This is a genomic window from Pseudomonas sp. GW821-FHT02A11, assembly GCF_059421985.1.
The window spans coordinates 214,749-229,561 of sequence record NZ_JBWKWB010000001.1 but is presented as its reverse complement, the minus strand read 5'-3'; the positions used below and the strand labels follow the sequence as shown (position 1 = coordinate 229,561).

Annotated in this window: 7 protein-coding genes; 5 read left to right on the top strand and 2 right to left on the bottom strand. The window is 60.1% G+C overall.

The window, feature by feature from the left end; translation table 11 throughout:
• Nucleotides 1-72: 72 nt before the first annotated feature.
• The 4 genes from fadD2 to AC07V9_RS01075 all read left to right on the top strand — a co-directional run bounded on the left by fadD2 (nt 73) and on the right by AC07V9_RS01075 (nt 9,626).
• On the top strand, nt 73-1,761 hold the full coding sequence (fadD2, locus tag AC07V9_RS01090; RefSeq protein WP_495013850.1) for a long-chain-fatty-acid--CoA ligase FadD2: 1,689 nt from the start codon (nt 73-75) through the stop codon (nt 1,759-1,761).
• Nucleotides 1,762-2,196: 435 nt separating this feature from the next.
• Nucleotides 2,197-3,894: a long-chain-fatty-acid--CoA ligase FadD1 gene (gene fadD1, locus AC07V9_RS01085; RefSeq protein WP_495013849.1), complete on the top strand. Its 1,698-nt coding sequence runs from the start codon at nt 2,197-2,199 to the stop codon at nt 3,892-3,894.
• A 355-nt stretch (nt 3,895-4,249) separates the two neighbouring features.
• Nucleotides 4,250-8,161, top strand: a complete 3,912-nt coding sequence (gene hrpA, locus AC07V9_RS01080; protein WP_495013848.1) for an ATP-dependent RNA helicase HrpA — start codon at nt 4,250-4,252, stop codon at nt 8,159-8,161.
• A gap of 343 nt (nt 8,162-8,504) precedes the next feature.
• Nucleotides 8,505-9,626 carry a beta-ketoacyl-ACP synthase III gene (locus AC07V9_RS01075; protein WP_495013847.1) on the top strand — a complete coding sequence of 374 codons (1,122 nt, stop codon included), beginning with the start codon at nt 8,505-8,507 and terminating at the stop codon, nt 9,624-9,626.
• 301 nt (nt 9,627-9,927) lie between these two features.
• On the opposite strand, the gene AC07V9_RS01070 is transcribed toward AC07V9_RS01075, so the two are convergent.
• Entirely contained in the window at nt 9,928-11,247 is a 1,320-nt protein-coding gene (locus AC07V9_RS01070; RefSeq protein WP_495013846.1) for a putative porin, read from the bottom strand.
• A gap of 290 nt (nt 11,248-11,537) precedes the next feature.
• Here AC07V9_RS01070 and AC07V9_RS01065 point away from each other — a divergent pair, with 290 nt between their 5' ends.
• Nucleotides 11,538-12,662, top strand: a complete 1,125-nt coding sequence (locus AC07V9_RS01065) for a GNAT family N-acetyltransferase (protein WP_495013845.1) — start codon at nt 11,538-11,540, stop codon at nt 12,660-12,662.
• 140 nt (nt 12,663-12,802) lie between these two features.
• Here AC07V9_RS01065 and AC07V9_RS01060 read toward each other — a convergent pair whose 3' ends face one another.
• On the bottom strand, nt 12,803-14,662 hold the full coding sequence (locus AC07V9_RS01060; RefSeq protein WP_495013844.1) for an ABC transporter ATP-binding protein: 1,860 nt from the start codon (nt 14,660-14,662) through the stop codon (nt 12,803-12,805).
• Between the last annotated feature and the right edge of the window lie 151 nt (nt 14,663-14,813).

Below are 14,813 nucleotides of genomic sequence, written 5' to 3'. Positions count from 1 at the left end.
TAGTGCCAGCTGCTAACGTCCGGCAAGCACCCGCTTGGTAACCGCACGCTCAGGTAAGAGGATAAAAACAACATGCAACCTGATTTCTGGAACGACAAGCGCCCGGCAGGCGTGCTCTGCGAGGTAGACCTGCACGCTTACAAGTCGGTGGTCGAAGTCTTCGAGCGCAATTGCAAGAAGTACGCGGACCGTCCCGCCTACAGCAACATGGGTGTGACGCTCACCTACGCCGAGCTTGAGCGGCAGTCGGCGGCGTTTGCCGGTTATCTGCAGCAACAGACCGAGCTCAAACCGGGTGATCGCATTGCCGTGCAGATGCCCAATCTCATTCAGTACCCCATTGCGGTCTTCGGTGCCATGCGCGCCGGGCTGATCGTGGTCAACACCAACCCGCTGTACACCGCCCGCGAGATGCGTCATCAGTTCAAGGACTCCGGCGCCCGCGCGTTGGTGTACCTGAACGTGTTCGGCAAGAACGTGCAGGAAGTGCTGCCCGACACCGACATTCAGTACCTGATCGAAGTGAAGATGGGCGACATGCAGTCCGCCGCCAAGGGCTGGCTGATCAACACGGTGGTCGACAAGGTCAAGAAGATGGTGCCCGAGTACCACCTGCCGCAGGCGGTCTCGTTCAAGAGCGTGCTCAAGCTGGGGCAGGGCGATCATCTGCAGCGGGTGCCGCTGGACCTGGACGACATCGCCGTCCTGCAATACACCGGCGGCACCACTGGCTCGCCCAAGGGCGCGATGCTGACCCACGGCAATCTGGTCGCCAACATGCAGCAGGTCTATGCCTGCATGCTGCAGCACGGCCCCGACGGCCTGCCGATCTTCAAGCAGGGCAGCGAGATCATGATCGCGCCGCTGCCGATGTATCACATCTACGCCTTCACCTGTAACTGCATGTGCATGATGGTCAGCGGCAACCACAACGTGCTGATCACCAACCCTCGCGACATCGGCGGCTTCATCAAAGAGCTGAAGAAATGGAAGTTCTCGGCGATGCTTGGCCTCAACACACTGTTCGTGGCGCTGATGGATCACCCGGATTTCAAGCGCCTGGATTTTTCCAGCCTGCGTCTGACCAACTCCGGCGGCACAGCGCTGGTCAAGGCCACCGCTGAACGCTGGGTGAGCCTTACCGGCTGCCCGATCGTCGAAGGCTACGGCCTGACCGAAACCTCGCCAGTGGCCACTGCCAACCCGTACGGCAACCACTCGAAACTGGGCACAGTAGGCATGCCAGTGCCGGGCACCACGGCCAAGGTCATCAATGACGAAGGTGTTGAAATGCCCCTCGGCGAGCGCGGCGAGCTGTGCCTCAAGGGCCCGCAGATCATGCTCGGCTACTGGCACAAACCGGACGCCACCGCCGAAGTCATCGACAGTGAAGGCTGGCTCAAGACCGGCGACATCGCCGTGATCGATCCGGACGGGTTCATCCGCATTGTCGACCGTAAGAAAGATCTGATCATTGTGTCGGGCTTCAACGTTTACCCCAATGAGATCGAAGACGTGGTGTCTCGCCATCCGAAGGTCGTCAACTGCGCGGTGATCGGCGTGCCGGACGAGCGTTCAGGGGAGGCGGTGAAGCTGTTCGTGGTGCTGAGGGATTCGAGCCTGACCACCGAGGAACTCAAGGCCTACTGCAAGGAAAACTTCACCGGCTACAAGATTCCCAAGCACATTGTGCTGCGTGAGTCGTTGCCGATGACCCCGGTAGGCAAGATCCTGCGGCGAGAGCTGCGCGACATTGCCTGAGGGGCCATAAACTGAAACGGCGTGTTGAGAAACACGCCGTTTTTTTGCGGTGAAAGAGTGACGCCGCTCAATCTGTGGGAGCGAATTCATTCGCGAGACCAAGGTGCAGGCGCAATATATCGGTCGGTCATGCCGACGCCTCGCGAATGAATTCGCTCCCACAGGTGGAGGACTAAGCCAGTCAGGGCACGTAAAACCAAGCTTTTTCCGACATTTAGGTTCATTGCTCTAAACGTGACTAGCTAATAGTCAAGAGTCATATTTATGACTGCAGGGCCTGCTTTTGCCTCTGGTCGGCCTTTGGCAAAGCTGCTACGCTCGGCCCGCTTTTTGTTCTGTCGATAAGCAGAAAGCGGTTGCTACAAACATTCCAAACACAAGAAATCATCGCATTGAGCGGTGTGTAGAAACGCTGTCGCTGAGGAGTCGGCTTCCATGATCGAAAACTTCTGGAAGGATAAATATCCGTCTGGCATTGCTGCCGATATCGATCCGGACGAGTATCCAAACGTTCAGGCGGTATTGAAACAGTCCTGCGAGCGTTTCGCCAACAAACCTGCGTTTAGCAACCTTGGCAAGACACTCACTTATGGTGAGATGTACACGCTGTCCGGTGCGTTCGCGGCGTATCTGCAACACCACACAGACCTGCAGCCGGGCGATCGCATCGCCGTGCAACTGCCTAACGTGCTGCAATACCCGATCGCCGTTTTCGGTGCGATTCGCGCAGGCCTGATCGTGGTCAACACCAACCCGCTGTACACCGCGCGGGAAATGGAACACCAATTCAACGACTCCGGTGCCAAGGCGCTGGTATGCCTGGCGAACATGGCGCACCTGGCCGAAAAGGTCGTGCCCAAGACCGGCGTCAAGCACGTTATCGTCACCGAAGTCGCCGACCTGCTGCCGCCGCTCAAGCGCCTGCTGGTCAACAGCGTCATCAAATACGTGAAGAAAATGGTTCCGCCGTTTCATCTGCCTAAGGCCGTCAAGTTCAACGACGTGCTGGCTCAGGGGCATGGCAAAGCGGTCAACGATGCCTCCCCCAAAGCCAGCGACGTGGCTGTGCTGCAATACACCGGCGGCACCACGGGCGTGGCCAAGGGCGCGATGCTGACCCACCGCAACCTGATCGCCAACATGCTGCAATGCAAGGCGCTGATGGGTTCGAACCTTAACGAAGGCACGGAAATCCTCATCACCCCGCTGCCGCTGTACCACATCTATGCGTTCACCTTTCACTGCATGTCGATGATGCTGATCGGCAACCACAACATCCTGATCAGCAATCCGCGTGACTTGTCGGCGATGGTCAAGGAACTCTCCAAATGGAAGTTCAGCGGCTTCGTTGGCCTGAACACGCTGTTCGTGGCGCTGTGCAATAACGCCGATTTCCGCAACCTGGATTTCTCCGCTTTGAAAGTCACCCTGTCTGGCGGCATGGCGCTGCAACAGGCTGCCGCCGAGCGCTGGAAGGAAGTGACCGGCTGCTCGATCTGCGAAGGTTATGGCATGACCGAAACCAGCCCGGTGGCCACCGTCAACCCGATCCAGAAGATCCAGATGGGCACCATCGGCATTCCGGTGCCGTCGACCCTGTGCAAGACCATCAACGACGCTGGCGAAGAGCTGCCGCTGGGTGAAGTGGGCGAGCTGTGCGTCAAGGGCCCGCAAGTGATGAAAGGCTACTGGCAGCGTCAGGACGCGACCGACGAAATGCTCGACGCCGAAGGCTGGCTGAAGACCGGCGACATCGCGATCATCCAGCCGGATGGCTACATGCGCATCGTCGACCGCAAGAAGGACATGATTCTGGTGTCCGGTTTCAACGTCTACCCCAACGAGCTGGAAGACGTGCTGGCGACCCTGCCGGGTGTGCTGCAATGCGCGGCTATCGGCGTGCCGGACGAGAAATCGGGCGAGGCGATCAAGATTTTCGTGGTGGTCAGACCGGGCGCGACCCTGAGCAAGGATCAGGTCATGGAACACATGCGCGCCAATGTTACAGCGTACAAGGTGCCGCGCAGCGTGGAATTCCGCGACGCGCTACCGACCACCAACGTCGGCAAGATTCTGCGTCGCGAACTGCGTGATGAAGAGTTGAAGAAGCTGGCGCTGAAAAAACCGGCCTGATTCGCCGCGCTACCGACAAACCCCGCTGAGTGCGGGGTTTGTCGTCTTACCGCCCAACACGGTCCTGTTAGGAGTGAGCTTGCTCGCGATGGCGGTATGTCTGTATCGCAGACTTTGAATGTTTGGACGCCATCGCGAGCAAGCTCACTCCTACAGGGTTCTTGCCGCGCCAAATATTGATGGGTGTTCACTATCTTGTAGGAGCGCGCTTGCCCGCGACGCGGTGTGTCTGTCGGCAAATGTGTATCAAGCACGCCGCCATCGCGGGCAAGCGCGCTCCTACGATGTGTCGTCCGCGAGCAAATCTGCGACAATCCGCGCCCTGAATTCAGAATAGAAAAGACTTCGCGCCCTGATGACCGACGAATCGCCCTCCATCGACCAACTGCTCAAGAACCTCGACCACGCGATGATCAGTGATCGTCATCGCCTGCGTCGCCAGTTGCACGAACTGCGCAAGAAGCCCGACGAAGGCAAGTTGGCGCAGTGGGCGGAGCGTGTACAGGCGTCGTGTGCGCTGGTCACGGGTCGCAAGCAGAGCGTGCCGACCATCCGTTACGACGAAAACCTGCCGATTGCCGCCAAGCGTGACGAGATCAAGGATGCGCTGCTCAAGCATCAGGTGCTGATCATCGCGGGCGAAACCGGCTCGGGTAAAACCACGCAGTTGCCAAAGATCTGTCTGGAAATCGGGCGTGGTCAGCATGGCCTGATCGGCCACACCCAGCCTCGCCGGATCGCGGCGCGCAGCGTGGCCAGCCGGGTCGCCGAAGAAATCGGCACGCCGTTGGGCGGGTTGGTCGGCTATCAAGTGCGCTTCGAGGATCAGAGCGATCAGAACACCCTGATCAAGCTGATGACTGACGGTATTCTGCTGGCCGAAACCCAGCACGACCGCTTCCTGGAACGCTACGACACGATCATCGTCGACGAAGCCCACGAACGCAGCCTGAACATCGATTTTCTGCTGGGTTACCTGAAAACCCTGCTGCCACGTCGGCCGGATCTAAAGGTGATCATCACCTCGGCGACCATCGACCTCGAGCGTTTTTCGGAGCATTTCGACAAGGCGCCGATCATCGAAGTCTCAGGGCGGACGTTCCCGGTAGACACCTGGTATCGGCCAATGACCGCCGAGCAGGACGAGGAGGGCAACAGCGTCGAGGAAGACCTGACCGTCGATCAGGCCATTCTCGCGACTCTCGATGAGTTGGCGGCATTCGAGCGCAGCGAACGCAAGTCGCCGGGCGACGTGTTGGTGTTCCTGCCGGGTGAGCGCGAGATTCGCGACGCCGCCGAGATGCTGCGCAAGGCTCAGCTCAAACATACCGAAATCCTGCCGCTCTACGCGCGTTTGTCGCCAGCCGAGCAACAGCGGATTTTCCAGTCGCATCCGGGCCGTCGCGTGGTGCTGGCCACCAACGTTGCGGAAACCTCGCTGACCGTGCCGGGCATCCGCTACGTGATCGACACCGGGACGGCGCGGATCAGTCGCTACAGCTACCGCGCCAAGGTCCAGCGCCTGCCCATCGAGGCCATTTCCCAGGCCAGTGCCAATCAGCGTAAGGGCCGCTGCGGCCGGGTTGAGCCGGGGCTGTGCGTGCGTCTTTACAGCGAAGAAGATTTTCTTTCGCGTCCGGAATTCACTGATCCCGAGATTCTTCGTACGAACCTTGCGGCAGTTATCCTGCAGATGCTGCACCTGCGTCTGGGTCAGATCACCGATTTCCCGTTCATCGAGCCGCCGGACGGCAAGGCCATCAGCGACGGTTTCAACCTGTTGCAGGAGCTCTCGGCGGTCAACCGCGAGAACCAGCTGACCCCGCTCGGTCGCCAATTGGCGCGCCTGCCGGTGGACCCGCGCATGGGCCGCATGCTGCTCGAAGCGGCCAAGCAGGGCAGCCTGCAGGAAGTGCTGATCGTCGCCAGCGCCATGTCGATTCAGGACCCGCGCGAGCGTCCGCCCGAGCGTCAACAGGCGGCCGATCAGGCCCACGCACAATGGAAGGATCAGGACTCGGACTTCGCCGGGCTGGTCAATCTGTGGCGTGGTTTCGAGGAGCAACGCCAGGCCCTGACGGCCAGCCCGCTGCGCAACTGGTGTCGGCGTAACTTCCTCAATTACCTGCGCCTGCGCGAGTGGCGTGACTCCCACCGCCAGCTCAGCCTGATCTGTCGCGACCTGCAGTTGAACGTCAACAAGGACCCGGCCGACTACCCGAAATTTCACAAGGCGGTGCTCTCCGGTTTGCTTAGCCAGATCGGCCAGAAGACCGAAGAAGGCGACTACCTCGGCGCCCGTCAGCGGCGTTTCTGGGTGCATCCTTCATCGGGCCTGGGCCGCAAACGCCCGCAATGGATCATGGCTGCCGAGCTGGTCGAGACCACCAAGCTGTACGCGCGCATGGTGGCCAAGATCGAACCGGACTGGATCGAGCCACTGGCAGGCCACCTGATCAAGAAGAACCACTTCGAACCCCATTGGGAGAAGAAGCGCGGCCAGGTGGTGGCCTTCGAGCAGATCACCCTGTTCGGCCTGATCGTGGTCGGGCGTCGCCCGGTGCATTTCGGGCCGATCGATCCGGTGGTGTCGCGCGAATTCTTCATTCGTGAAGGTCTGGTGCGCGGCGAGATTCAGTCCCGCGCCAAGTGCCTGAGTGCCAACACCAAGCTGCTTGAACAGCTCGACGAACTGGAGGCCAAGGCCCGCCGTCGCGACATTCTGGCGGACGAGGAAACCCTGTTCCGTTTCTATGACGAGCGCCTGCCCGCCGAGATTCACCAGACCGCGACCTTCGATGCCTGGTATCGGATGGAGAGCCAGAAGAACCCGCAGCTGTTGATCATGCGTGAGGAAGATGTGCTCGCCCGTGAAGCCAGCGAGGTCACGGCCAATCAGTACCCCGATACCCTGCGTCTGGGCGATCTGACGCTGCCGCTGACGTACCACTTCGAGCCTAACCACCCGCGCGACGGCGTCACCCTGCGGGTGCCAGCGCCGCTGTTGTTGTCGCTGCCTGCCGAACGTCTGGAATGGCTGGTGCCAGGCCTGCTGGAAACCAAGTGCGTGGCCCTGGTGCGCAACCTGCCCAAAGCCCTGCGCAAGAATTTCGTGCCGGTGCCGGACTTCGTCAAGGCCGCCTTGCAGCGCATGGTCTTCGCCGACGGCTCGCTGCCCCAGGCATTGGGCCGCGAGCTCTTGCGTATGACCGGTGCGCGGGTGACCGACGACGCCTGGGCCGAGGCTGCACAGCAGTTGGAAAACCATCTGAAGATGAACCTTGAGGTGGTCGACGCCAACGGCAAGTTCCTTGGCGAAGGCCGTGATCTGGATGAATTGACTGCGCGCTTCGCCGAAGCCGGACAGGCCGCGTTGGCCGTGCCACAAACCGCGAAAAGTCAGCAGCCGGTGGAGGCCAAGGGTTTCGCCAAGGTTGAAGAGAAGACTCAGCAAAAGATCGCCGGGCTGTCGATGACGGTCTATCCGGCGCTGGTGGAAGAGGGCGGCGCCGTCAAGGAAGGCCGCTTCTCGACCCAGACAGAAGCCGAATATCAGCACCGTCGCGCCTTGCAGCGTCTGCTGCTTCAGCAACTGGCCGAGCCTGCGAAATTCCTGCGCAGCAAACTGCCAGGGCAGACCGAACTTGCGCTGTTGTATCGCGACATGGGTCGGGTCGACGCGCTGATCGAAGACATTCTGCTGGCGAGTCTCGACACCTGCATTCTGGAAGGCGAAGCCACCTTGCCTCGCGATGGCGCGGGGCTGCTGTCTCTGGCCGAGCGCAAGCGTGGCGGCCTCACCGAACACGCCGAGCGTCTGGCCAAGCTGACGCTGGAAATCCTCAAGCTGTGGCACGGCCTGCAGAAACGCTTCAAGGGCAAGATCGACCTGGCCCAGGCCGTGGCGCTCAACGACATCAAGGCGCAGCTGGGCAAACTGGTGTATCCGGGCTTTGTTCGTGAAACACCGGCGCAGTGGCTCAAGGAGCTGCCGCGTTATCTGAAGGCCATCGAGCTGCGCCTCGAGAAGCTCGGCAGCCAGGTGCAGAAGGATCGGGTCTGGAGCATCGAGTTGGGCAACCTCTGGGCGCAGTACCAGACTCGCGCCGACAAACACGCTCAGGAAGGCAAGCGCGACGCCGAGCTGGTGGTGTACCGCTGGTGGCTGGAGGAATACCGCGTGTCGCTGTTTGGCCAGCAACTGGGCACCAAGGTGCCGATCTCCGACAAGCGATTGAATAAGCAGTGGACGGCGGTGGAGGGGTAACGTTTTTGCACTTCATGTGATCACCGCATTGACCTGTGGAAGCGAATTCATTCGCCAATGGCCCGTACATTCGATACATGTCTGTCGTCTGTACCCACGTCTTGCGAATGAATTCGCTCCCACAGGGAAGAGCATCGTGTTCCCTGTGCATTCCAGCAGCCCGATAGCGCCAAATCCCGGCCGTTATGGCAAACTTCGCGGCTAAAACCTCAAAGCGTCACAAATAGTCATCTCCCGTAAACGCGGGTCTTTAACGTCGCATTGGTACTGTCGTTCCAGAAACAGCCAGCACCGTGCTTGCGCAGGCGTCTTGTCTGCTGCCATCCAAGAGAGAGGAACGACCGTGTACGACGTCGTGATCAGTGGCACAGGGCTTTACACCCCGGCCAACAGCATTTCCAACGATGAGCTGGTGCAATCTTTCAACACCTACGTTGCGCAGTTCAACGCCGAAAATGCCGCGGCCATCGAGGCCGGTGACGTTCAGGCGCTGACCGAATCCAACGCCGCTTTCATCGAAAAAGCCAGTGGCATCAAGAGCCGCTTCGTCATGGACAAGGACGGCATTCTCGACCCGCAACGCATGAAGCCGCGCTTGCCCGAGCGCTCGAACGACGAGTGGTCGATCCTCTGCCAGATGGGCGTTGCGGCAGCTGAGCAGGCTCTGCAACGGGCGGGCAAAACCGCTGCCGACATCGACGGCGTGATCGTCGCCTGCTCCAACCTGCAGCGCGCGTATCCGGCCATCTCCATCGAAATCCAGGCGGCGCTCGGCGTGCAGGGTTTTGGCTTCGACATGAACGTCGCCTGTTCCTCGGCGACCTTCGGTATCCAGACCGCCTACAACAGCGTCAAGCTCGGCCAGGCCCGTGCCCTGCTGGTGATCAGCCCGGAAATCTGCACCGCGCACCTGAACTTCCGCGACCGTGACAGCCATTTCATCTTCGGTGATGCCGCGACCGCAGTGGTCGTCGAGCGTGCTGACCTGGCGACGTCCGCGCATCAGTTCGACATCGTCAGCACCAAGCTGCTGACCAGTTTCTCCAACAACATTCGCAACAACTTCGGCTTCCTCAACCGCACCGCCGAAGAAGGCGAGGGCAAGCCGGACAAGCTGTTCGTGCAGGAAGGCCGCAAGGTGTTCCGCGAAGTCTGCCCGATGGTGGCGGAACTGGTGGGCACGCACCTGAGCGAAAACAGCCTCAACGTCAGCGATGTGAAGCGTTTCTGGCTGCATCAGGCGAACCTGAGCATGAACCATCTGATCGTCAAGAAGCTGCTGGACCGGGACGCTACCGTCGAGGAAGCGCCAGTGATTCTCGACAGCTACGCCAACACCAGTTCGGCGGGTTCGGTGATTGCGTTTCACAAATACCAGGACGACCTGCCAAGCGGCGCGCTGGGTGTGTTGAGCTCGTTCGGGGCGGGGTATTCGATTGGCAGCGTGATTCTGCGCAGGAAATGATTAAGCCGTTCTCGGGTCAGACCGGGATCTAAAAAACTGTGGGAGAATTCATTCGCGAAAGATCTATCAGGCGACATGGTTGTGTCGGTTGTGCGGGCCTCTCGCGAATGAATTCGCTCCCACAGGGGCTTAAGCGTTCATCCGTAAACAAAAACAGCCCGGCACTAACCTGTCGGAACGGATGATGGGGATCGGACAGGGCAACGGCGGGCTGTGAGTGTCACTTCAGACCTTGAGGGAGCACTCAAGGTCTGACGCTTTCAGCTTGAAGCTTGCCGCTCGAAACGCGCGGCTGCTTTTCTTAGAACTTGGCAATCACGTCCAGCTGCAGCGTGTTGGCGTCTTCATCACGCGGGGCGTTGGCGAAGGCGAAGTCGGCCTTGGTCAGGAAGTAGGTCGCGCCCAGGGTGAAGTTTTTGTCGACATCGTACGAAACGCTCAGCTTGTGGCCACGCGAACCCGTGGTGCCGTTGGCAAAGTCGGAATCGGTGAAGGCGCCAACCACTGCGTTACGCTGCGTATCGCGATAGTTGTAGTCCAGACCGAAGCCGAAGACCTTGGTCTTGATACCGGCCAGCCATGCCGTGTCCTGATCGCTGTCGGTTGCGCTGTTGACGACGTACTGGCCGTACAGACCCAGTGGAACGGCCAGGCCGGTGAAGTCCAGTTGACCGAAGCCTTCATACAGGCGGAAGTCGTTGGTGTTGTTGCCGTTGATGCTCAGGCCACAGAAGGTGGTGCTGGTGCTGGCAGCAGCAGGGTTACAGTCGTTGGAATTCTCGTACTGGTACACCGAACCGCCGACGGTCAGTTTCATCGCGTCGGTCACACCGATACGCGTACCCAGCTGAGCTGCGTTCAAGCGCAGGTCGTTCTTGAACTGAGTGCCGTCACCGCTGATGTTGTCCTTGAGGGTGTACGTACCGGCGCTACCGAACAGCTCGAAGGATTTGTTGATCGGCAGGCTATACGTGGCTGCCAGACCTTCGGGGTTGATGTCGCTATCCCAGATCACGTCGCCTTCGCTCACCCAGGGCTGAGCCATCTTGCCGCCGATGACGTGCAGGTTCTGGATGGCCGTCGGGTGGTAGTCGATGTAACCCTGATCCAGCCACAGGTCTTTCTTGGTGAAGTAGTCGTTCTGGTCAACGTTGGTGGAGTTGGCCTTGTTGTCGCCACCGGTCGCGATACGAATGCCGGTGCTGACCTGCGGGTTGATGTCGGTGTATGCGCCCAGACGAATACGGATACGCTGACGGTTTTTGTCCTGGCTGTTGTTCTGGTCGTCGATCTTGACCGTTTCCTGGCGCACGCGTACGTCGCCTTTGAACTGGGTCTTGGCGGCCCATGCCACTTTCTGTTCGAATGCAGACAGCTCCGAGGACTTGGCAGCCTGGGCAGCGGCGATCTGGTCGGCGGTCGCTTTCTGAGCCTGTGCCTGAGCCTGCTGATCCTTGGCCAGTTCAGTTTGCAGTTCAGTGTACTGAGCCTGGGAAATCGAACCGTTTGCCTTGAGCATGTCGAGCAGTTTCGCGTCGACTGCGGCGCTGGCCGGAATGCTGGCGGCCAGCAGCAGACCACCACACAGGGCTGCCGCAGTTTTCGTGGAAGCAAGACGCATATCAATCTCCGTAAATGAGAAGGGATGACAAAGCCATCCAGGGAACAGCCGGCCTGTTTGGCGGGCGGAAAATTCAGGTTTTAAGAACCGGGGGCTCTAAAAACAGGCGCCAGTATCACGATCGTTTATGACACTGGGATGGCTAGGTGATGTCATGTCGATGACATGTATATGATTCGTGGAACCCGCGAGCTAGAGCGTTGTCACCGCAAGTTTCATGTGCAGAACGTTTCATTCAGTGATAATGCGCAAACATTGGCGCGGGCGGTCCGCGAGTCGGGGAGAGGTCGATGTCGTTACACCGATTGGACAGGTTGTCGGATCTGCCAGCCGAGCAATGGGACGCGCTGATACCTGGCGATTCGCCGTTTTTGCGTCACGCTTTTCTCAGTGCGCTGGAAGACAGCGGCAGCCTCGGGCCACGTTCCGGTTGGCGCGCCGAGCACCTGCTGCATTATGAAAACGACCAACTGATCGCGGCGCTGCCGAGTTACCGCAAGTGGCATTCCTACGGGGAGTACGTGTTCGATCACAGCTGGGCCGATGCCTGTCGCAGGGCTGGCATTGCCTACTATCCCAAGCTGCTGGTGGCGGTGCCGTTCAGTCCCGTCAGCGGTCCACGCCTGTTGGCGAAGACGCCCGAGGACGGCCGCGAGCTGATCGCCTGCCTGCCCGGTTATGCCGAGGCAGAAGAGCTCTCCAGCGTGCACGTCAACTTCACCGACCCTGTGGCCGACGCGCTGCTGGCGAACCACCCCGAATGGCTGCAGCGCATCGGTTGTCAGTACCACTGGCAAAACCGCGATTATCGCGACTTTCAGGATTTCCTCGACGCCTTGAGCTCGCGCAAGCGCAAGCAGATGCGCAAGGAGCGCGAGCAGGTGACGGGGCAGGGGTTTGACTTCCAGTGGCTAGCGGGACATGAACTGAGTGAGGCGCACTGGGATTTCGTTTACGCCTGTTATTCCAACACCTATGAGGTCCGCGGGCAGGCGCCGTACCTGACCCGCGAGTTCTTCAGCATTCTGGCCGAGCGCATGCCCGAGGCAATTCGTGTGGTGCTGGCCAAACAGGGTTCAAGGCCGGTGGCGATGGCGTTCAGCCTGATCGGCGGCGACAGTTTCTATGGGCGCTACTGGGGGTGCCTGGCCGAGTTCGACCGGCTGCATTTCGAGACCTGTTTCTATCAGGGCATGGACTACGCCATTGCCCACGGCATCAAGCGTTTCGACGCAGGTGCCCAGGGCGAGCACAAGCTGATTCGCGGGTTCGAGCCGGTGATCACTCACTCGTGGCACTACCTCGCTCATCCAGGCTTGCGTGAGGCGGTGACGGGGTTTCTGGAGCAGGAGCGCGCGGGGATTCTGGCGTACGCCGAAGAAGCGCGAGGGGCATTGCCGTATCGGCAGGAGTGAGCCGGGCAGGCAATGAATTTTTTGATTGTGCGGAGGGCCTGTGGGAGCGAATTCATTCGCGATGGGTGGTGCAGACGATAGATATGGACCGTCTGTACCGACCTCTCGCGAATGAATTCGCTCCCGCAGGTCCAGTGTTGCTACAACGTCTGCGGCGCCACCGGGAACTCCTCTACGCCGACAAACCCACCGGTTTGATGCGCCCATAGCCGCGCATACAGACCTTTGCGCGCCAGCAGCTCGGCGTGAGTGCCGTCTTCGACGATCTGCCCGTTTTCCAGCACGATCAATCGGTCCATCTTGGCGATGGTCGACAGGCGGTGGGCGATGGCGATGACCGTCTTGCCTTGCATCAGGGTTTCCAGGCTTTCCTGAATGGCCGCTTCGACTTCCGAGTCCAGCGCTGAGGTCGCTTCGTCCATGATCAGGATCGGCGCATCCTTGAGCAGCACGCGGGTGATCGCGATGCGCTGACGCTGACCGCCCGAGAGCTTGACGCCGCGTTCCCCCACATGAGCATCCAGCCCGGTGCGCCCCTCGGCGTCAGACAGCTGTGGAATGAACCCGTCTGCACGGGCCTTGCGCATGGCTTCCCACAGCTCGGCGTCGGTGGCATTGGGCTTGCCGTATTGCAGGTTTTCACGGATCGAACGGTGCAGCAGGGAGGTGTCCTGGGTGATCATGCCGATGTGCGAACGCAGGCTTTCCTGCGACACATGGGCGATGTCCTGATCATCAATGGTGATGCGTCCGCCCTGCACGTCGTACAGGCGCAGCAGCAGGTTCACCAAGGTCGATTTGCCTGCGCCGGACGGGCCGATCAAGCCAATTTTTTCACCCGGCTTGATGTCCAGGTTCAGCGACTTGATCACCCCTTTGCCGGGGCCGTACTGGAAGTTCAGGTGCTCGAATTTCACTTCGCCACGGCTGATGTTGAGCGTCGGCGCTGCGGCACGGTCCGCGACACCCACCGGCTGGGAAATGCTCTGCAGACCGTCCTGCACCATGCCGATGTTTTCAAAGATGCCGTTGACCACCCACATGATCCAGCCGGACATGTTGACGATACGAATCACCAGGCCCGTGGCCAGGGCAATCGCACCCACCGAGATCAGCGACTGCGTCCACAGCCACAGCGCAAGACCGGTGGTCCAGACGATCAGGATGCCGTTCAGGGTGGTGATCACGGTGTCCATTTCGGTGATCACGCGACCGGCCAGTTGCGTCTTCTCGGTCTGCTCGCTGATCGCTTCGCGCGCGTATTGCTGCTCGGAGTTGGTGTGGGCAAAAAGCTTGAGCGTGGTGATGTTGGTGTAGCCGTCGACGATGCGCCCCATCAGCTTGGAGCGTGCTTGCGACGACACCACTGAGCGGGCCTTGACCCGAGGCACGAACCACCAGAGCGACAGGGTGAAGGCGATGATCCAGCAGATCAGCGGAATCATCAGGTGCCAATCGGCCTCGGCGAACAGCACCAGCGCGCCGATCGAATAAATGAGCACGTGCCACATGGCGTCCACGGCCTGCACGGCGGAGTCACGCAACGCGTTACCGGTCTGCACGATGCGCTGAGCGATGCGGCCGGCGAAGTCGCTCTGGAAGAAATTCACGCTCTGTTTGAGGACATAGCTGTGGTTCTGCCAGTTGATCAGGCTGGTCATGCCGGGGCCGATGGTCTGGTGCACCAGCAGGTCATGCAGGAGCACGAACACCGGTCGCAGCACCAGCGCTACGATCACCATCCAGGCCAGCTCGTACGCGTGGTCGCTGAAGAAGTTCGGATTGGGCGCACCTTGCGCCAGATCGATGATGCGGCTCAGGTAGTTGAACAGCGACACCTCGATCAGCGCACCGATCAGGCCCACGACCAGCAGCGCCACAAAGCTCGGCCAGACCTGCTTGAGGTAATAGACGTAGAACGACACGACCTGATTGGGCGGGGCGGCGGTCGGGGCATCGCGGAAGATGTCGATCAGCTTTTCGAAACGACGATAGAGCATTGGCTATGACGCCCACGGTAGAGCGGGCTCTCCTTTTGGGGGATTTGGGTGCGTCCCCGGATCAGACCACACCAAGAGGTGATTGCTCACGGTTTTTCATTTGAGCGGTCCTTCAGAAATGAAAAAGCCGGGCAAATGCCCGGCTTTCGCG

Bases quoted from the DNA above. Each gene is read 5' to 3' on its own strand.
- fadD2 (WP_495013850.1), top strand. From the start codon at position 73: ATGCAACCTGATTTCTGGAACGACAAGCGCCCGGCAGGCGTGCTCTGC.
- fadD1 (WP_495013849.1), top strand. From the start codon at position 2,197: ATGATCGAAAACTTCTGGAAGGATAAATATCCGTCTGGCATTGCTGCC.
- hrpA (WP_495013848.1), top strand. From the start codon at position 4,250: ATGACCGACGAATCGCCCTCCATCGACCAACTGCTCAAGAACCTCGAC.
- AC07V9_RS01070 (WP_495013846.1), bottom strand. From the start codon at position 11,247: ATGCGTCTTGCTTCCACGAAAACTGCGGCAGCCCTGTGTGGTGGTCTG.
- AC07V9_RS01065 (WP_495013845.1), top strand. From the start codon at position 11,538: ATGTCGTTACACCGATTGGACAGGTTGTCGGATCTGCCAGCCGAGCAA.
- AC07V9_RS01060 (WP_495013844.1), bottom strand. From the start codon at position 14,662: ATGCTCTATCGTCGTTTCGAAAAGCTGATCGACATCTTCCGCGATGCC.